This is a genomic window from Microcoleus sp. bin38.metabat.b11b12b14.051, assembly GCF_013299165.1.
GTDB lineage: Bacteria > Cyanobacteriota > Cyanobacteriia > Cyanobacteriales > Microcoleaceae > Microcoleus.
In genome coordinates this window covers 1-18,883 of record NZ_JAAFKD010000001.1, presented here as the reverse complement: position 1 = coordinate 18,883, position 18,883 = coordinate 1, and the positions used below count along the sequence as shown (strand labels likewise).

The 18,883-nt window shown below is 46.5% G+C and carries 17 protein-coding genes; 5 read left to right on the top strand and 12 right to left on the bottom strand.

What is annotated here, in order from left to right; all coding sequences use genetic code 11:
- The first annotated feature begins 299 nt into the window (after positions 1–299).
- Positions 300–647, top strand: a complete 348-nt coding sequence (locus tag QZW47_RS00085; protein ID WP_293121828.1) for a hypothetical protein — start codon at positions 300–302, stop codon at positions 645–647.
- Positions 648–772: 125 nt separating this feature from the next.
- Here the strand turns inward: QZW47_RS00085 and QZW47_RS00080 are convergent, their stop codons facing one another.
- On the bottom strand, positions 773–1,423 hold the full coding sequence (locus QZW47_RS00080; RefSeq protein ID WP_293121825.1) for an RNA ligase family protein: 651 nt from the start codon (positions 1,421–1,423) through the stop codon (positions 773–775).
- On the opposite strand from QZW47_RS00080, the gene QZW47_RS00075 reads away from it, so the two are divergent.
- Positions 1,417–1,551 (top strand): hypothetical protein, encoded by a 135-nt coding sequence (locus tag QZW47_RS00075; protein WP_293121822.1) that lies wholly within the window; start codon positions 1,417–1,419, stop codon positions 1,549–1,551. The genes QZW47_RS00080 and QZW47_RS00075 overlap by 7 nt on opposite strands.
- Before the next feature lie 25 nt (positions 1,552–1,576).
- Here QZW47_RS00075 and QZW47_RS00070 read toward each other — a convergent pair whose 3' ends face one another.
- The gene (locus tag QZW47_RS00070) at positions 1,577–2,866 is read right to left on the bottom strand and encodes an HhoA/HhoB/HtrA family serine endopeptidase (RefSeq protein ID WP_293121819.1); all 1,290 of its coding nucleotides are present in this window, start codon (positions 2,864–2,866) and stop codon (positions 1,577–1,579) included.
- 285 nt (positions 2,867–3,151) lie between these two features.
- On the opposite strand from QZW47_RS00070, the gene QZW47_RS00065 reads away from it, so the two are divergent.
- A complete protein-coding gene (locus QZW47_RS00065; RefSeq protein ID WP_293121816.1) occupies positions 3,152–3,505 on the top strand; it encodes a metal-sensitive transcriptional regulator in 354 nt (117 codons plus the stop codon).
- 411 nt (positions 3,506–3,916) lie between these two features.
- On the opposite strand, the gene QZW47_RS00060 is transcribed toward QZW47_RS00065, so the two are convergent.
- Together QZW47_RS00060 and QZW47_RS00055 are read right to left on the bottom strand one after the other, a co-directional pair.
- Positions 3,917–4,354, bottom strand: a complete 438-nt coding sequence (locus QZW47_RS00060) for a helix-turn-helix domain-containing protein (protein ID WP_293121814.1) — start codon at positions 4,352–4,354, stop codon at positions 3,917–3,919.
- Positions 4,355–4,683: 329 nt separating this feature from the next.
- Positions 4,684–4,995: a hypothetical protein gene (locus QZW47_RS00055; RefSeq protein WP_293121811.1), complete on the bottom strand. Its 312-nt coding sequence runs from the start codon at positions 4,993–4,995 to the stop codon at positions 4,684–4,686.
- A gap of 354 nt (positions 4,996–5,349) precedes the next feature.
- Here QZW47_RS00055 and QZW47_RS00050 point away from each other — a divergent pair, with 354 nt between their 5' ends.
- Entirely contained in the window at positions 5,350–6,063 is a 714-nt protein-coding gene (locus QZW47_RS00050; protein WP_293121808.1) for a pentapeptide repeat-containing protein, read from the top strand.
- A 389-nt stretch (positions 6,064–6,452) separates the two neighbouring features.
- Entirely contained in the window at positions 6,453–7,226 is a 774-nt protein-coding gene (locus QZW47_RS00045) for a pentapeptide repeat-containing protein (RefSeq protein ID WP_293121805.1), read from the top strand.
- Between the two features lie 10 nt (positions 7,227–7,236).
- On the opposite strand, the gene QZW47_RS00040 is transcribed toward QZW47_RS00045, so the two are convergent.
- The 8 genes from QZW47_RS00040 to modA form a co-directional block, all read right to left on the bottom strand.
- Positions 7,237–10,236, bottom strand: a complete 3,000-nt coding sequence (locus tag QZW47_RS00040) for a GAF domain-containing protein (RefSeq protein WP_293121802.1) — start codon at positions 10,234–10,236, stop codon at positions 7,237–7,239.
- Positions 10,237–10,579: 343 nt separating this feature from the next.
- Complete coding sequence (locus QZW47_RS00035) at positions 10,580–11,050, bottom strand: NADAR family protein (protein WP_293121799.1); 471 nt, start codon at positions 11,048–11,050, stop codon at positions 10,580–10,582.
- 306 nt (positions 11,051–11,356) lie between these two features.
- Positions 11,357–12,451: a geranylgeranyl reductase family protein gene (locus QZW47_RS00030; RefSeq protein WP_293123340.1), complete on the bottom strand. Its 1,095-nt coding sequence runs from the start codon at positions 12,449–12,451 to the stop codon at positions 11,357–11,359.
- Between the two features lie 715 nt (positions 12,452–13,166).
- A complete protein-coding gene (gene frr, locus QZW47_RS00025; RefSeq protein ID WP_293121796.1) occupies positions 13,167–13,715 on the bottom strand; it encodes a ribosome recycling factor in 549 nt (182 codons plus the stop codon).
- The gene (gene pyrH, locus QZW47_RS00020; RefSeq protein ID WP_293121793.1) at positions 13,702–14,430 is read right to left on the bottom strand and encodes a UMP kinase; all 729 of its coding nucleotides are present in this window, start codon (positions 14,428–14,430) and stop codon (positions 13,702–13,704) included. Before pyrH ends, frr begins: the two co-directional genes overlap by 14 nt.
- A 132-nt stretch (positions 14,431–14,562) precedes the next feature.
- Complete coding sequence (gene msrB / locus QZW47_RS00015; protein WP_293121790.1) at positions 14,563–14,961, bottom strand: peptide-methionine (R)-S-oxide reductase MsrB; 399 nt, start codon at positions 14,959–14,961, stop codon at positions 14,563–14,565.
- Positions 14,962–15,338: 377 nt separating this feature from the next.
- Positions 15,339–17,249, bottom strand: coding sequence for a molybdate ABC transporter permease subunit (gene modB, locus QZW47_RS00010; RefSeq protein WP_293121787.1), 1,911 nt, complete (start codon positions 17,247–17,249; stop codon positions 15,339–15,341).
- Positions 17,250–17,776: 527 nt separating this feature from the next.
- Positions 17,777–18,565, bottom strand: coding sequence for a molybdate ABC transporter substrate-binding protein (modA, locus tag QZW47_RS00005; RefSeq protein WP_293121784.1), 789 nt, complete (start codon positions 18,563–18,565; stop codon positions 17,777–17,779).
- Positions 18,566–18,883: the final 318 nt, after the last annotated feature.

Below are 18,883 nucleotides of genomic sequence, written 5' to 3'. Positions count from 1 at the left end.
ATTGAAAGCCTTATAGGGCAATAGCTTGACAATTAATAAGCCTGACTTATAACCACAACATCAGGAGAGCCTTAAGTTACTGTGTTGTTGAGGGGAGTTCTTCATATATAATTGACAACTCATTTAGAAATCACATAGCCTGTACAGTTGGAGAATATCTTTTTGATCTTAGAAATCAACAGGAGTCAAATCTACGATTCCTCGGTAAAACCAGAGATGTCTGGAAAAAATTAATTGACTTACTGTGGCAATGGTCTCAGGAAAATGTTAAGTATGCAACTCAAGCCGATCAATGGCTTATGGAGTTTTTAGAGCATTTTCAAGAAGTATTACTTCCTGATTGGTGCTTGAGAATAAAATTGTACCGTGTTGGCAAATCAACGAATTATAGATACTTTCGACGTTTATTTTTCAAAATACTCATCCAAAAACAGGAACTCTTACCCAGTAACAGAAATGACGAAAGTGAACTTTTAGTTCAACTTCTTGCTGAACTCTGGGATTCAGATCGCAGTTGGATAATAGATAGACAACTTCGACTTAGTGGTCTGCAAACTTTGTTGGGGCAGTTACAGGAAATTGACGCGCTAGGAGCAAGAATACTAGGGGATGAGATAGCTAATTCTTTAGCACATGGCTCTGATTGAACCAAGTATTGAATCCAGATTAGGTTGAAGAAAACGACAAGGTTAATTGTACTCAAGCAAAAGAGGGTTTTAGCGATCGCACTACTCGATCGATTCATGAAAAAACTTATTCTTCAGATGTTATATTACTCCCAGTATTTTTCCCAATCATCCTTAAAAGCTTGCTGCAATCTCTGCATATACGCATCAGTCTTAATCTTCACCATCCACAAATTATTAGCATTGCGGCCTCCCTTGCACACAACACCTTCATCTACACCATATTTCCCCTTGCGAAGATCGTCCATAAACTTGCCCGTCAGTTTGCCGCGATAAATCACTCGCGCAATATTTAATTTACCAAAATCCTGAATAAACCGATCGGGAATAACCATACCGCGATCGGTTTTCACATCAAAAAGCACCAGTTGTTTGCGATCGTCCTTTTGGTGCATTCCCGCAAACGAGTTAGCACCAAAAAACTCTGTAAACACAGTAATTTCAGCGCAGTGATACTGTTCTTTTTCTCGAAATATAGACTCTAACGGACTAGCAAAGTCTCTTTTAAATATTTCGGGTGCTGCTTCTAAACCTGGATGTGCAGCATTAAATTCTGCAATTCCCATCTCATCCAAATCAAATCTACTGCGGCGCGTACCAAAAGCATACCAACCAAGTTCAATTTCCCAAACCCAATGCAAATTAGTACCATCGTACTTCTCAAAAGCTACACATTGTTCATTAGGGCAATTTTTACTATCGCGAATTTTGGGATAGGCAAGTTGAACTCGTGTCATATATAGCCTTTCTCAAAAAGATGAGGTACTATCCGAGGGCATCGGGCATCGGGCATCGGGCATCGGGCTATCCTCACTTTTTTGAGAAGCGCTATAGAGGAAGAAGGAAGAAGGAAAGGGATTTTTAACAATTTCCCCCCTTCCCTTTCAGCTCTAAAAATCCCTCAATTGAGCAGTTGTAACGGCAACTTCCTGAACCTGAGAACCGCGGCGCACTTTCAGTTGCAAAATTTGACCGATTTGACTATTTTCCACCAAATTTTGCAACTGTTCGGGTTGAGTCACTTTCTCGCCCTCAATTTGAACGATCACATCACCCTTACGTACCCCCGCTTTTTCAGCAGGCGTATTTGGGACTACTCGCATCACCAAAACCCCTGTCACTTCCGGCACAATCAAAGGAGCATTGGGATCGGAATTATTTTCTCTAGCCATTTCGGGAGTCAAAGCAATCATCTGAATACCCAAAAATGGGTGGCTGACTTTTTCTCCCTTGGCTAATTGCGCGTAGATGGCCTTGGCTTTGTCGATCGGAATTGCAAACCCAATACCCATTGCATCCGCCCGAATCGCCGTATTGATACCAATGACTTCTCCTCTGCTGTTTAACAGTGGCCCGCCGGAATTGCCGGGATTGATGGCGGCGTCTGTTTGAATGAAATCGAGTCGCTTGTCGGGAATTCCGACGGCTGCGCTCGATCGCTTGAGGGTGCTGATAATGCCTAGTGTGACGGTGTTGTCAAATCCGAGGGGGTTGCCCACGGCGATCGCCCAATCACCCACTTTCACCGCATCGGAATCTCCCAGTGTTGCTACGGGCAAGTTGGCTTGTTTGGTATTAATTTTGACTACAGCCAAATCTGTTACTTCGTCAGTACCTTGCACTTCTCCTGGAAAAGTCCGGCCGTCGTTTAAGGTGACAGTTACTCGATCGGCTTTATCAACTACGTGAGCGTTAGTTAAAATAACCCCGCTTTTGTCGATGATGAAACCAGAACCTTGACCGCGCAAGTGTTCTTGTCTGGGAGTTTTGTTGCGCGGATCTTCTTCCAAAAATCTACGGAAGAATGGGTCTTCCATTAACGGGTCGAGGTTGCGGCTGACTGTGCGCTCGGTATCAATGCGAACTACGGCGGGGCCTACTCGCTCGACGGCAGCAGTCACAAAACTGCTGGTGTCTCCCGCCACCTGCGCCGGGAGTTCGGGGCCCCGCAGCGCTAGGAGTTGCGGATTCTGAGCAATTGCTGGAGAACTAGGGAACTGTGCTTTGTCTGCGGCTGTTTTAGGCTGTTGGCGCCAGTTTGGCGGATTTTTGCCCTCAGCGGCCCAAGCAAGTGCAGGATTGATGAATAGAACACTCAGGGCGATGGTTATTGCTAAGAGCGGGGCTAGCCAGCGCTCGGCGGTGCGGGGTGCGGAACCAAAAAACTTAAATAGTCGCATAGCGTCAATCTTTGTTAGTCTGGGTTATTCTGGTAAAGGTGTGCGATCGTGCGGACTCAATAATCTGCCCCTATGAAGATCCTAAATATATTTTGACAGCTACCATACACGACTCTGGAGCCAGCACAAACTCAACATATTCTCAATTCTAACTTGAAAATTTTCTCTAGTAATGCCAGTTTCAAAAAAAGAATGCAACTCTAGTCCCGCGCTCCAAACCATTACAGAATAACTCATTCCCAATTCTTCAATCTAAAATCTAAAATCTAAAATGGTATAACCCTGATGATTCTATCTGATACTTCTACTGACAAATCCTTACCCTCAAATTCCCACCACCATCACGGCGATGAATCTGTCCACCCTCACCATCACGATGAAGAATCCATGCGGCGGCTCGTCAATCGCTTGTCTCGGATTGAGGGACACGTGCGCGGCATCAAAACAATGGTGCAAGAAAACCGTCCCTGTCCCGAAGTTCTCGTGCAAGTTGCCGCGGTTCGAGGAGCGCTCGATCGTGTCGCGAGAATCATTTTAGACGAACATTTAACTCAGTGCATTGCCAGAGCCGCTAAAGAAGGCAATATCGATACGGAAATAGAAGAGTTGAAAGCAGCTTTAGATCGGTTTTTGCCTTAGTCCATGGCCAAGTTTAAATGTTTAATTATATAGCAAAACCTGCAAATTAGACAAAACTTGCAAGTTATTACTGATTGCCCATTTTTTAATGCTAAGGAGCTTTCACAAACCTGGGAACAAAATTAAATTTTTCCCTTAGCTCCATCACTAGAACACACATTATATAGCGGTTCTCAAAAACATGAGGTATGCCCGGTTTGGCCGGTTTGCCCTATGCCCTATGCCCTATGCCCTCTGCGGCCGATATACCTCACCTTTTTGAGAAAGGCTATATATGCTTCGCAGCTTCTGAGAGCCATTTGGGATCAAGAAACAATTAGTCAGTTTGTTGTGACTGCGGATGTTGTTAACAGCTTCCAAGGCTGACTGGGAAAAATTGGATGCTGATTAACCCGATTTAGTACGAAGTTTCTAAACTTTCGTTAGTTTGGCTTTTAGCTGGTACCTGACTGTTGCATAAACGGCTTTATATGAAGCCTCAATGCTGTATTCTTGCTGCAACCACTCTTGAATTTCTCCATAGGTTTTAAAGCCTTTTTGGGGGTCGCTGAGGCGCATTGCCAAACTAGCGCGGGCTAGAGGAGGAATTGCTGGCTTGCGGCCGCCACTGTGCTTTGTTTCCAGAAGTCCTTCTAGTCCCTCCGAGCGGTATTTTCTCAGCCACCGCTGCACTGTAATTCGGTTGACTCCGATTGTCATTGCTAATTCTTTAACTGTCTTAACGTGACAAATTTTGAACAGGTAAAGTGCTTGAATTTTTTGAAAGCCACTTGCCGTTTTTTGTTCTGTTAACAAACTTTTTAGCTCTTCAGTTGTCTCTGCGATGCTCAGCCTACATACTCCAGCCATACCGTTTACCTCACGATTCGCGCTTTACAATAACTCTGTTTGACAGCGGAGGAAAACCCGCTCCTATCCTGATTGCTGGCTTTTTGCTTGCTGGGAGGGCAATACAAAAAAGCTCTAATTAAACTTTTCGTGCCCGGGATGCACTCAGATGTTCAAAAGGATAAATTTTTCACCTTGAGCCAGGGATGCAACCAAGTATTTTGCCAACTAAAAGCACCTACTTCTGGGTAGTTTTATATTTGATGGTGCCGGCTTTATTGCTAATACTTATCTCTGTTGACCGCCGAGTGTGACATTAACTGCAATAGTTAAGTTTTCATCAAGGTCGTTTATTCTATTTTTGCTAAACGTACATCATGGTTTTCCTGGTATTTATTCGTAGTTATTGCTGATGTGTTGGTGGTTTTTAGCCCTGAGCTGCTAGCATAGAGGCTTGGTTTGTACACCAGCGATCGACATTTTACACATACATTCCCCTGTACCCCGAAGTCTCTTTCTAGCTTTGCGTGTGCGAGAAATCCTGGGACATCATCACTTTCATCAGCCTGAGCAGGTTGCGCCGAGTGATGTTTCAACCGATTTTCCTGCCGCGAGCAAGTATCTGTAAAACCACTAGCTCGATCGCCAATTGAGTAAAACACGCTGACGGTGGAGTTGTCAATTTTTTACGAGCACAGTACCACTATCTGCTATTTTTTCCTGCCAGCCGTGATCGAAACAGTTATTTCTATGTGATGCTACTAACATCGCTGAGTGATCTTTATCACACCAATCCTCAGTAAACTCAACTACCAACAAAAAGTTATGGCTTCGATCGCACTTCCCGCCTCAAATTGTGTAATTTAGTTATCCAGGGCGATCAACCTGGTTGTGAAAAATCTGGCATATTATTTTTTTGCTCAATTAAAAATTAGCTAATTTTGTCATTCACTCTCGCCAAACGATTAAGGAAAGTATCGTGGTGGGCGAGAATCTTTCAAGATTTAAAATAGAAAATGGCAGAAGATCCGGTGCAAGCAGCCGGCAAAGAGTATTCTTCATTTAAAAGGTGTAGAGAAGCCAAAATGAACGTTGACGAACTGCTCAAGCTATACGCAACAGGAGAAAGAAATTTTAGCGGGGTCTACCTGCACGAAGTGTACCTCTATGAAGCAGAATTAATTGGAGCCAATCTGTCTGAAGCCGATTTGATTGGAGCCAATTTGTACAAAGCCAAACTTAATAGAGTCAACTTTAGCAAAGCCAATTTGTGCAAGATCAATTTGAGCAGAGCTGAGTTAGGTGGAGCCGATCTCACAGAAGCACTTTTAGCGGAAGCTAACCTGTATCGATCGGAGTTGATGGGAGCTAATCTCAGCAAAGCAGATTTGAGCGGAGCTTCCCTGATCCAAGCAACTTTAATTGGAGCCAACATCTCTCGGGCAATACTCTCCCGTGCAGACTTGCACGGAGTAAATCTTTACGGAGTAAACTTACGCAGGGCTGTGCTCACAGAAGCAGATTTAATTGGCGCAAATTTAAGCAAAGTAGACCTCAGCGGAGCCGACTTAATGGGGGCGAGCTTAATTAGGGCAGACTTGACTGAAGCGGTTTTAAGCGCATCAGACTTAAGCGGCGCAAACCTGCTGGGAGCCAACCTGACAAAAGTCAATTTGAGCGGAGTATATCTCAAAGGTACGACGATGCCTGATGGTACTATCCACGACTAATTTATCTGTTAAATTTTATGGTTTGCGAGAACCGCCGATCGAGGGTAACATTTTTTTGTTACCCTAATTTGTGGGCAGCTAAATATGTATTAGAGAATTGCGTACAGCCCAGAACAAGAAGGATCTCTTCGCAGCTCGAAAAAAAACGTTGTTTGCGACTTGCGAGGTGCCCGTACCACAGATTAGACTGGCATTGCATTCATTCAGTTTGCGACTATCCGGAAATTATCTGCTTGCGGGCGTCCGCAGCTCGTGGGTTGACGGCTCCATCAAAAATTTATGCAATGCCAGAGAATCAGGCTATATTTAGCAATATCTGGTATGTTGATTTTCAAGTGCTTCGATAAAAGCTATTTTAGATTTACTATTTTGGATTTTGGACGGTTAAGATGAAACTCAGAATCCTCGCTGCTGCAACGGTGCTGAGCGCGATCGCCCCGATCGCTCCGGCACGCGCCGAGAACATCCAACACACGCAACAATTACTAGCCACTCGACAGTGCCCCAACTGCGACCTCAGCAATGCTGGTCTGGTGTTAGCGAACTTAACAGGAGCAAATCTTAAAGGTGCTGACTTGAGAATGGCTAACCTCAGCCGAGCCAACCTCACCGGAGCAGACCTCAGCGGAGCCAACCTCAGCGGCACGAGTTTGTTTGGCGTCAACCTGACGGGCGCCAACCTCAGCGGAGCCAACCTCAGCGGTGCTGACTTGAGAAGCGCCTATCTCACCAACGCCAATTTAACTGACACCAATTTAGCTAACGCCCAACTGCTGGGAGTTAGAGGAATGCCAACTAATATCGGCACCGCAGAAGATTTCTACCGCTTGGGAGTGTTGGAAGCTCAAGCGGGAAACTACAGAAACGCGATCGATTATTACAATCAAGCCCTGAATCAGAAATCGGATTTAGCCGCCGTTTATTTTGCGCGCAGTATGTCTCGGGCTGACTTGGGAGACTTCGCCGGCGCGACTCAAGATGTCGCAACAGCAAACCAACTGTTTGTCGCTCAAGGAAATCCCCAAGGTCAGGAATTGTCAAAGCAGTTAGCAGAAGCGATTGTGGCACGCCAAAAGCCAACGGAACCGCGCACTGGGCGCGGGGACTTGATGAGTCTTCTGGGATCGATCGGTTCGGTACTGGTGAAGTTAATCTTGCCTTAGTGAAAGTTAGCTAATTCAACGGAATTTCGATCGAGAACTCAGTACCCTGACCCGGTACAGACACACACTTGAGTACCCCCTGGTGTTTCTCAACTACAATTTGATAACTAATAGACAGTCCTAAACCCGTCCCGCGACCGACGGGTTTAGTCGTAAAAAAAGGATTAAATATGTGAGAAATTAACTCTTTGGGGATGCCGTGACCGTTGTCGGCAATACTAATTCTTACGTTTTTTTCCTCGATTAATTCGGTGCGAATCCGAATGCAAGGAGATGGAAAATCTGGAATCAAACACTCGGTGCTGGCATTTATATCTACTGTCTCGACATCCAGGTTTTGCGAGCTTAAATATGTCGCGACTGGACTGACCCCTAGGGCGTTAACATTCACAACTCGATCTGTTTTTCCCATTTCTAGGGCGTCAACGGCATTGCTGATCAGATTCATAAATACCTGATTGAGCGAGCTGGCATAGCATTCTACTAAGGGCAAATTGCCGTATTCTTTGATGATTTCTACGGTGGCGCGATCCGACTGGGCTTTGATCCGGTGCTGCAAAATCAACAGGGTACTGTCGATGCCCTCGTGAATATCCACACCTTTTTTTTCAGCTTGATCGAGCCGGGAAAAATTACGCAAAGATACAACTAACTGGCGGATGCGCTCAACTCCTACTTTCATGGAGCCCAAAATTTTGGGCAAATCTTCGGTAAGAAATTCTATCTCTATCGCTTCGGCACACTCACTAATTTCTGGGTGGGGATTGGGGTAGTGCTGGCGGTAGAGTTCCACCAAGCACAGCAAATCTTTGCTGTATTCGCTGGCGTGCGACAAATTCCCGTAGATAAAGTTAACGGGGTTATTGATTTCGTGGGCGACTCCCGCTACCAGTTGTCCCAGACTTGACATTTTTTCGGTTTGAATCAGTTGAGCTTGGGTATTGTGCAATTCGGTGACGGTTTTAGCTAGCTGTTCGGCTTTTACTCGATCGGCGGCTGCGACATCCAGACTTTCTTGATAAAGTTCTGCTTGGTGAATGGCGATCGCCGCCTGAGTAGTCAAATTTTGCAGCAACTCCTGTTCTGCTGTTTGCCAAACCCTCGGCCCGGAACACTCGTGAGCAATCAGCAACCCCCAGAATTGGGTATCTTTGCCGATCGGCACAATTAAACTGCCCTTCACCTGCAATTTTTCCAAAAATTCGCGGTAACAGGGAGTTAAATCATCAGTATAAATATCATTAATTGCTCGTACCCGTCCTTCTCGATAAAAGCAGTCTGAGCGAGAGGGAAAGCAATCTTTTGGAGATTTGATACCTAAAATTGACGGCCACTCGCCGCGAACCGCTTCCACAACTACCTCGCCATCTTGCGCTGTGGAAAATTGGTAGATTACCGTGCGATCGGTATCCAACAAAACTCTTACTTCTCGCACAATAGTTTGCAGTATGGTTTTCAAATCCAAGGTGCTGCAAATTTGCTCTCTCACTCGCGTCAATACTCGAGCAAAGTCCAAGGATTTTTGCAATTGAGCGGTGCGTTCTTGAACTTGGCGCTCTAAGTTGGCATTCAGGGCTTGCACTTCTTGATAAAGAATGTACTGCCCAATTGCCGCACAAAATTGGCTGCCGATCGCCAAAGCTTGCTCGATCTCCTCTAACTTCCACTCCGGGGACTGACCTTTTTTGATTTCTCGCCAGACTTCAAAGGATTGCCTGGGAAGGATTTGTGCAGCGCTGGTGTCCAAGTGCCCCGCCCACATTTTTTCGGTATCAATTTCATTGCGAAAAATCGTCAAACAGCCGACTACTTGTTGTTGGTAGTGGAGGGGAATTACCAGCAAACCCCGAATTTTAGTTGATTGGAAAGCTGGAACTAAAACTCTAAATAGAGATTCTTTGTGTAAATCTGTAATTATCCAAACTGGGAATTGGGAATTTAAAATTGGGAAATTGAGAGTTTCTTGGGTATTTTTCCATCCTTTGGTTAGCCATTCCTGCCACAGCGGATGAGCTTCGATCGCCCTAACTTTTTCCCAGTGGGGAAGTGTTGGTTGCTCGCCCGTGACGAACAGTTCAAAGCTAGCATCACTCCCAGCAAGGGCTACGGAAACTTCGCGATCGAGCTTTGCAGCCGATAACTTTTCACGATTAATTTTCGGGGGATTGAGATAGAGTCTGCCGCCGCTGCCGCCCAAAGCAGTGACAGTGGCTTCTAAAGCTTGTTGCAGTTGAATGTTGGCGTGGCCGTACAACAAAACTGCTATGCGGCTGACGGTGGCTTCCCGGGCCGCCCTACAACGGGTTTGCTCGAGCAGGAGCGAGTGGCCGATGGCGTTGGACAATTGATCTGCTACGAGCTGAACTACTTCTAAATCTGTTGCTGAAATATTGCGGGGCGTCGAGTGGTGAGACACTAAAAGTCCCCAAAGGTCAATGTGAGTTGCTTGATTGTTTCCTGGCTCGTATCTCGTCACGCACGCAGGGGCTTCGCACTTCTCTGTTGTGGTGTTTTGCGACGCGCTCCTGCGGTGCAAAATCGGCACTACGAAGGAAGATTGTACTCCCATTGCCATCAAGTAAGCTGTGTGGCAAGGATCGAGCGATCGGTAGTGGATTTCTTGGGGTACTAAAAGTTGACCCGTGTCTGCTGCATCGAGGGGGCTCAGGACGATCGTCCCGGAGTTAACATCTACGATTGTCCGCTGGCGCATACTGACATACATCTCCCGGGCGTGGGGGGGGATATCGTCTGCTGGAAAGTGCAGACCTTTCAAGGAAGGGAGACGGTTGTTATTAATTGATTCGGCAACAACTTCTCCACTGCCGTCGGCACTAAACTGGTACATCATGATGCGATCCGTTTTCAAAAAAGAGCGCACTTCTGCTACCGTACTGGTTAAAATTTCTTCTAATTCTAGAGATTTGCGGATGCGTTCTGTTATCCGCCGCACCAAAATTTCTCTGTCTAGTTTATGATTTAATTGTTCTGTATTTTCTGTGAGTTGCATAAATCTCCTTTGGCAATTATGAGTGATAATAAGAATTTTTTACCTACTGCTCGATCGAGCGGACGCGCACTACATCAGCCTGAGTTATAGATGCAACCGAACTGTACTTTTAATAGTTGTTCACTCGTTAGAGACGAGGGTGTCTCGCCTTTAGCACCCCAAAAAACAAAAATCGGCGATGGTAAGGTGTATTCCTTGCCTTTAACAGACTGAGCTACTCAACCAAATGATAATTATTATTTTAATCCTCTTATAATTTTCTCGCAATCTTAAATTATTAAAAGCAGAATTATTTATTGTCAACTTATCTTGACATTTATTTATATAACTTCATAGAAAATAATTAAGGTGAGTTTTGATCGACCGCCCGGCGCTGAGAAATTTCGCTCCGCACGCTCATCAGAATTTTACCCAAATGATTTTGACCGCTGCCGTCGCAGCCACAGCCCCAGTAGTAATCCTTTGGCGAATCCTCCACAATCACTCGATCCCCTGTGGCGAGGAGAATAGCTTGAATGTCTGAATGAGCAAGAAACTTAGTTAAAACGGCTTGACGCATAATCGGAATTTTCACAGCTTCCCAATCATCGCGCATCCGGTGGTTCGGATCGCGACCTAATTCGGCGGCTTCCTGAGGAGTTGCTACGGCTCGAATCGCCGCCACTAATCTGCGATCGACGCTACCGACAAATTTTTGGGCTTGATAGTAATGTTCCACCGTTAACCAATCTTGCCCGTGCAGACAAATTTGGTGTGGTGAAAAATTGGAAAAGCAGCCGTAAGGCTCCTCTACTTTATAAAAATAAATTACCATAATTATTTTAGATATGAGATATGAGATTTAAAATTGTACAGGATTTATGCCTAACCTCTATAATGTATAGTGTTTGTGGCACACCTGACTTTATTGGGTTCAGTCCTGGACGCATCAAGATTAAAGAAACCGGGTTTTTTACCGAATCTGCGGGTAAAAACGCAGGATTTTCGTAAAAAACCCGGTTTCTGACAAAGGAGTGCGTAAGTAGTAGGGATTTAAAAATATTTTTTATTTCCTCGAACCTCTTCCTGTTCCTTCTGGCTGCTCTTGAACCCGAGCGAAGTGTTTGAGGCCTTCGGACTTCTAAAACGGCATCAGCTTTTTAAGAGCGCGGTTAGCAATATCGGCATAACGCAATTCCCCGCACAAAATCTTGCCCATCAACTGAGTAGCGCTCTGTGACTTGACGCCTGCTCTGTAAGCAGAGCCAGTAAACTGATAGAAGGGCCCAGCCAAGCGAGCGGCCCAAACCATATCAGTTCCCCATTCGGCGGCGATCGCCTGAGTGTACTGCTCTAGGGCGTCGGCTGCACCTGAGAGAGAGCGATCGATCGCCCCAGCGGCCTTAAATCCGCTAAATATGGCTGGTCGAATCCCCTCACCGGTGAGGGGATCGGCGAGACTAGCGGCTTCTCCAACAAGCAGCGCATTTTGAGAGTGCAATTGGCGATCGCCATTCCACAGAGAAAGCGGGTGTTCCCGCACGTTGCTGACACTAACATCAGCACCGCACTTAGTGGCATAGTCGGTTAAAATTTTCTTCAGATTTTTTGGCTTGTCGCCGCGCATCGCAGCAATACTAAAAGAGTAGCCGTCAGCCTTGGGAAAACACCAGATAAAACCTTTTTTAATAGTGCCAAAATCGAAATTGAGCGAATCGCCCTTAATCGAGCGAGTTTCTAAACTGGCGCTGATACAGAGCTTTGGTTCTTTGAATCCCAACCACTTAGTCATCGGCCCGCCGGCACCGTCAGCAGCAATCAAATAGCGGCCGTAAACGGGTTCTGAGTTAGTTTTAACTTCCCAAATAAAATTTTTAAACTCAATACCTTTAACTTCTGTTGAGTCTCTAAGTTCCGCACCAGTTTTTTGAGCTTGTTTAATTAAAAAATCGTCAAATATATCTCGCTGTACCATCCACATTGGCGAACTTACCTGACTTTGTGTCGGATCGCCCATTTTCCAGGTGTAGCTAACTTTGTTAGATTTCAGAGAAATAGCTGGTGTCAGGTCAAAATCCAGCCATTGGGCGATCGCCGGAGACACGCCACCACCGCAAGGTTTATTGCGGGGTAAAGACGCTTTTTCCAGTACCACAACAGAACGTCCCAGCAGAGCCAGATGATAAGCTGCTGTGCTGCCGGCTGGGCCTGCACCGACAATAATGCAATCAAATATTTTTGTCATTTGTCATTGGTCATCTCGCCCGAAGAGCGAAGTCGAAGGGTGGTCATTGGTCATCTTGCCCGAAGAGCGAAGTCGAAGGGTGGTCATTTGTCATTTGTCCTTAGTTTAACTTTCTTGGACAAATGAAGCCCGTTTCTTGCTTAATAATATCAACAGTCGTGGCAGCAAGATTGTCACAGAAACTTGGTTTCTTAAGACTATCGTGCGTCAACGACTGTTGATGTCCAACCGTTATTAGTCATTGTTCCTGATTTGTGAGTTGGCAACTAATGACTGCTGACTACCCTTCTGGCTCTCATCGACGAGAGCGGGCTCGCAAGTCGCTCGGAGAACAAGCTGACTAATGAGGGCTGTTCGATCGCACTTGCGAGATCACACTAATGACCAATGACCACCCTTCGACTTCGCTCAGGGCGAGATGACCAATGACCAGCCTTCGACTTCGCGAGCGTCTAAAATGACTAATGACCAATGACCACCCTTCGACTTCGCTCTTCGGGCGAGATGACTAATGACCAATGACCACCCTTCGGCTTCGCTCTTCGGGCGAGATGACCAATGACTAATGACTAATGACCACCCTTCGGCTTCGCTCTTCGGGCGAGATGACTAATGACCAATGACCACCCTTCGACTTCGCTCTTCGGGCAAGATGACTAATGACCACCCTTCGACTTCGCTCTTCGGGCGAGATGACCAATGACTTTTATACTGTCGTGATATCTTTCTCTTTCGATGCCAGAACATCTTCTATTTTGGCAATGTACTTGTCCGTCAGTTTTTGAATTTTATCTTGCAAGTCTCGCGATTCATCTTTAGAGATATCGCTGCTTTTTTCTTGCTTGCGAATCGAGTCAACGGCATCGCGACGGATATTGCGAATTGCGATTTTACCTTCTTCGGCAAACTTCGCGGCCATTTTGACAAATTCTTGGCGTCTTTCGCTGGTAAGCGGTGGAATGTTCAAGCGAATAACTGAACCGTCGTTGTTAGGTACGAGGCCTACATCGGACAGGGAAATTGCTTTTTCGATTGAGGTAAGCGCTGTGCGATCGAACGGTTGAATGTTGATCGTTGTCGCATCCGGGGTGCCGATATTGGCAAGGGATTTGATCGGAGTTGGAGCTCCGTAATAATCTACCATGACTCGATCGAGGAGGGAGGCGTTGGCCCGTCCCGTCCTGATAGTATTAAAAGACCGTTGAGTAGCCTCAACTGCCTTTTGCATATGATCTTCAGCTTCAGCTAACTTCACAAAATCCTCCGACAAGAGTTCCAATAGATTCTCCCATTACGGCTCGGTAGATGTTGCCCGATACCGAGAGGTCAAATACCATAATAGGAATATTATTTTCTTTGCACAGGGCGATCGCGGTACTGTCCATCACCCGCAAGTCTTGGTTCAAGACGTGGGCGTAGGTGAGGGTTTGATACCTGCGCGCGTTGGGGTTGACGTGGGGGTCAGAATCGTACACCCCATCTACCTTAGTAGCTTTAAAAATCACCTCTGCATCAATTTCCGCAGCTCGCAAAGCGGCTGTAGTATCAGTAGTAAAAAAAGGATTGCCAGAACCGGCACCAAAAATCACTACTCGTTTTTTTTCAAGGTGACGAATGGCGCGCCGCCGAATGTAGGGTTCAGCTACTTCTTGCATGGCGATCGCCGATTGCACCCTCGTTGGCACTCCTGCTTGTTCTAGTGCATCCTGCAAAGTGATAGCATTCATCACCGTAGCAATCATGCCCACATAGTCGGCTGTTGCCCGATCCATCCCAGCCGAAGCAGCTTTCACGCCACGAAAAATGTTGCCGCCGCCGACAACGATCGCGATTTGAATGCCTTCGGACACTACTTTGGCGACTTCCTGGGCGATCGACCCAACGACTACCGGATCGATACCGTAGCCCAAGCCCCCCATCAGCGCTTCACCGCTGAGCTTCAGCAAAACCCGCTGATAAACCATCCCCATGCCGCCACTATTTTTTTACTTCTGTTTGCCTCCACCATAAGATAGCAGCATGGGTGCATTTTGAACATCAATTGCCTGGAACAGGCTTTTGAGCTTGTTCCAGAAAACTTTGCGCCGAAGTGTTTGCCGAATTTATTCCTTGGGAACGAAATCAAGCGCAGCAGAATTCATGCAGTAACGCTGACCGGTTGGCCTGGGCCCGTCGTTAAATACGTGGCCCAGATGAGAGTCGCAGACAGCACACAGTACCTCAGTGCGGCGCATGAATAAGGCGTTATCGGCTTCATTTCTGACATTTTCTTCTTTTACCGGAGCGTAGAAACTCGGCCAACCGGTACCGGAATCGTATTTTGTTTCTGATGTAAATAGTTCGGTGCCGCAGCAAATACACTTATAAGTTCCGGGCTTTTTGTTGTCGTGATATTCGCCGCTAAAAGCTCTTTCTGTTCCCTTTTTTCTGGTGACTTTGAATTGTTCTGGCGTGAGTTGCTGTTGCCATTCGGCGTCGGTTTTCTTAACTTTGTCTGTCATGGTTTAATGTTTGGTGTAGATGAAATTGGCTGGTTGAATAAAACACGGCGGTTGAAACCGCGTCGATACAGACACTCACGCGCCTTCGCGGGTTGAATAAAACACGGCGGTTGAAACCGCGTCGATACAGACAAAACCCGCCTCCGCGGGTTGAAGAAGACCGGGCGGTTGAAACCGCGTCGATACAGACAAAACCCGCCTCCGCGGGTTGAAGAATACCCGGCGGTTGAAACCGCGTCGATATAAACAAAACCCGCCTCCGCGGGTTGAAGAATACCCGGCGGTTGCAATTACTTCTTGATTGAGTCGGCGTCCGGCGGACTTCGTTTGTGTAGACGCGGTTTCAACCGCCGTCTGATCTGTCCGATCTTGTTAACTCATGCTTCCATTAATATTAACCTAATTGGCTCCAAATGAACATACCAGGGAAAAGGATTGTCTTTAATCGCGCGCCACTTTTCCTTGAAAACTTCAGCTTGCAAGTGATAATCTTGGGAATCGTGGGGAGGTGAGTGCAACTTGAGATATAATGTCACCCGGTGGGGAGTTTCCACGGTTGAGGCGATCCAACAAGCAAATGTATTTTCGCGATCGCACCCGCTAACAAAACTGACTTGATGAGCTCGAATTCCCACGAAAACTAAGGATTTGGGAATTGGTTCGACAACAGTCAAAGTGCAACCCCAGTCGATCGCCTCGACGATGGTTTCAGCAACCTGTTTAGCAGCGCAGAAGTTCTTACAGCCCGTCAACTGGGCGACGGTGAAGTTGCGCGGGCGATCGAAAATGTGCTCTTTTGTATCAAAGGCGATCGCACTTCCGTCAGCCAAAACCAACAGATTCTCGCACACCCGGTAAACCTCCTCTAAATTGTGGCTCACAAACAAAGTAATGCCCCGATAATTAGCCAGAGTCTGCATTAACTCCCGTTCCAGTTGACTCCGCAAGTGCGTATCCAAAGCCGAAAAAGGTTCATCTAACAGCAGCAAATCCGGCGAGTTCACTATAGCCCTCGCCAAAGCCACCCGCTGCTGCTGGCCTCCCGAAAGTTCGTGAGGATAGCGGCTTTCGAGTCCCGACATTTGCACCGAAATCAATTGTTCTTTGACTCGAAGTTGTTGCTCGCTTGCCGATAAATGCTGCAACCCAAAAGCAATATTCTCAGCCACAGTCAAGTGCGGAAACAAAGCATAGTTTTGAAACAAAAAACCGATGCGACGGTCTTTAGACGGTAAATTAATGCCCTCTGCTGAGTCAAATAAAACCTTACCGTTGACAGCAATCTTACCGCTAGTTGGAGTTTCCAAACCAGCGATGCAGCGCAGAGTCATACTCTTACCAGAACCCGACGCACCCAAAATTCCCAGAACTTCCTGCCCGATATCGAAGCCGACATTTAAGGTAAAGCCAGAAAGAGGTTTAAAGATGTTTGCAAAAAGTCCACTGTGTGATTGCTCTTGTGGCAGTTTTGTGGTATTATAACGAGCAGCAGTAACGAGATTAGATTGCAGCTTATAGGGCAATCCTACATAATTTGTGGGATGGGCATCTTGCCCGTCCCGGCGATCACCCCGAACCAGGTTTGTGGCTGAATTGGGATTGCTATAGTTGGGATTCGGTTTGGGCGATCGCCTTTGTAAATCAGTCCAATAATTAACCGCAGTTAACACACTCAAAGCCAGACTGAGAATAATCAAAACCCAAATAGCAGCTTGCCTCATATCCCCAGCTTCCACAGCAAAATAAATTGCCATCGGGATAGTTTGAGTTTCTCCGGGAATATTTCCAGCTAACATCAACGTCGCGCCGAATTCACCCAAAGCGCGTGCAAATGCGAGAATAGTTCCTGCTAAAATTCCCGGCCACGCTAGCGGTAACATAATCCGCAAAAAAACTGTCCATTCCGAAGCGCCTAAAGTGCGGGCTGCGTTGATCAGATTGGCATCAATTTGCTCAAAAGCTCCCAAAGCAGTTTTGTACATCAGGGGAAATGATACGACTGTGGCTGTAATTACAGCGGCTTGCCAAGTGAAGATGATGGTTAAGTCAAATTTTAGCAACAATTGACCGATCGCGCCATTTCTGCCAAACAGCAGCAGCAGCAAGAATCCGACTACTGTGGGCGGCAAAACTAAGGGAGAGATGAAAATGCCTTCAATCAAGGCTTTACCTCGGATGCGAGTTGAAAGCATCCATCGGGCGGCGGCGATTCCGAGAAAGAAGGTAAAGCAGGTGGCGATGGCTGATGCTTTTAGGGATATCCACAATGGAGATAAGTCAAATTCCATATTTGGGATTAAGAAGATCGGGCGGTTGAAACCGCGTCTACACAAACAAAACCCACCTCCGTGGGTTGAAGAACAGGCGATTAAAATTATGTTATTTTATTCAGCAGACCGGGCGGTTGAAACCGCGTCTATACAGACAAAACCCACCTCCGTGGGTTGAAGAACAGGCGATTAAAATTAGGTTATTTTATTCACAGACCGGGCGGTTGAAACCGCGTCTACACAGACAAAACCCACCTCCGTGGGTTGAAGAGCAAGCCGTTAAAATTAGGTTATTTTATTCACAGACCGGGCGGTTGAAACCGCGTCTACACAGACAAAACCCACCTCCGTGGGTTGAAGAGCAAGCCGTTAAAATTAGGTTATTTTATTCAGTCCGCGGAGGCGGACTTCGTTTGTGTAGGCGCGGTTTCAACCGCCGTCTCAATCTTAGTCGGCGTCCGGCGGACTTCGTTTGTGTAGGCGCGGTTTCAACCGCCGTCTTAATCTTACCAGACCGGGCGGTTGAAACCACCGTCTCAATCTAATTAACGGGCTAAACCAAATCCGTATTTCAGAAATACTATTTTAGCCCGATCGCCTGCCAAAAAGTCAACAAAGGTTTTTGCGGCAGCTTGGTTACGGCTATTTTTGATAACTGCTAGGGGATAAACAATGGGCGAGTGCAAGTTTTCCGCAGCCGTTAGCTGTACGGTTACTTTGTCCGATACTTTGGCGTCAGTCGCATAAACTATGCCAGCATCAACGTTTCCACTTGCGACAAATGTCAGCACTTGGCGGACGTTATTTCCGAACACTAATTTCGGTTGGAGTTGCGGCCACAATCCCAGTTTAGTTAGCATTTCTTGGGCGTATTGTCCGACGGGTACGCTTTTGGGTTCGCCGATCGCAATTTTCTTGATTTTGGCATCTGTCAACTGTTTAAAATCGATCAAAACTGCGCCATTTTTGGGAGTAATCAAAACCAGGCGGTTTGTCAGCAAGTTGCGCCGCGTCTCGTTAAGCAGCAAATTAGCTTGCTGCAAAGCATCCATTTGTTTAGTCGCGGCGCTGAAAAATACATCTACCGGGGCTCCTTGCTGAATTTGCTGCTCTAGGGCGCCGGAAGCACCAAAATTATACTTAATATTAACATTGGGATTGCTGCTTTGATAAACAGTCTTGATTTCTGTTAAGGCTGGCGAGAGACTGATAGCAGCGGATACGGTTAAAGATGCGCGCTGCTGGGCTGTGGCGGGAGTCCAACCGATCAGTAGTGCGATCGTCGCGAGGGCTGCGATAATTAAATTGAGAATGCGAGTTTTTTTTAAGTTCATGGGAAATAGAAGACCGGGCGGTTGAAACCGCGTCGATACAGACACTCACGCGACGGGAGCGGGTTGAAGAGCAAGCCGTTAAAATATGTTATATCTTTTCAGTCGGCGTCCGGCGGACTTCGTTTGTGTAGACGCGGTTTCAACCGCCGTCTTGTCTATTCTCGCAATTTGAGAATGCGTGTATTTTTTGAGTTCATCAAAAAATGTGGGTGGAAACCCCGTCCTTCTAGGACGGCTTTACAATTGACTTGTGCTTTCACGCTTTAACTGTTAAGCTGTAAAAATGAAACTCAAGGCATTCAAGTACCGATTTTATCC

Bases quoted from the DNA above. Each gene is read 5' to 3' on its own strand.
- QZW47_RS00060 (WP_293121814.1), bottom strand. From the start codon at position 4,354: ATGGCTGGAGTATGTAGGCTGAGCATCGCAGAGACAACTGAAGAGCTA.
- QZW47_RS00080 (WP_293121825.1), bottom strand. From the start codon at position 1,423: ATGACACGAGTTCAACTTGCCTATCCCAAAATTCGCGATAGTAAAAAT.
- pyrH (WP_293121793.1), bottom strand. From the start codon at position 14,430: ATGGGGATGGTTTATCAGCGGGTTTTGCTGAAGCTCAGCGGTGAAGCG.
- QZW47_RS00035 (WP_293121799.1), bottom strand. From the start codon at position 11,050: ATGGTAATTTATTTTTATAAAGTAGAGGAGCCTTACGGCTGCTTTTCC.
- QZW47_RS00070 (WP_293121819.1), bottom strand. From the start codon at position 2,866: ATGCGACTATTTAAGTTTTTTGGTTCCGCACCCCGCACCGCCGAGCGC.
- msrB (WP_293121790.1), bottom strand. From the start codon at position 14,961: ATGACAGACAAAGTTAAGAAAACCGACGCCGAATGGCAACAGCAACTC.
- modA (WP_293121784.1), bottom strand. From the start codon at position 18,565: ATGAACTTAAAAAAAACTCGCATTCTCAATTTAATTATCGCAGCCCTC.
- QZW47_RS00085 (WP_293121828.1), top strand. From the start codon at position 300: ATGGAGTTTTTAGAGCATTTTCAAGAAGTATTACTTCCTGATTGGTGC.
- QZW47_RS00045 (WP_293121805.1), top strand. From the start codon at position 6,453: ATGAAACTCAGAATCCTCGCTGCTGCAACGGTGCTGAGCGCGATCGCC.
- modB (WP_293121787.1), bottom strand. From the start codon at position 17,249: ATGGAATTTGACTTATCTCCATTGTGGATATCCCTAAAAGCATCAGCC.
- QZW47_RS00050 (WP_293121808.1), top strand. From the start codon at position 5,350: ATGGCAGAAGATCCGGTGCAAGCAGCCGGCAAAGAGTATTCTTCATTT.
- QZW47_RS00065 (WP_293121816.1), top strand. From the start codon at position 3,152: ATGATTCTATCTGATACTTCTACTGACAAATCCTTACCCTCAAATTCC.
- QZW47_RS00040 (WP_293121802.1), bottom strand. From the start codon at position 10,236: ATGCAACTCACAGAAAATACAGAACAATTAAATCATAAACTAGACAGA.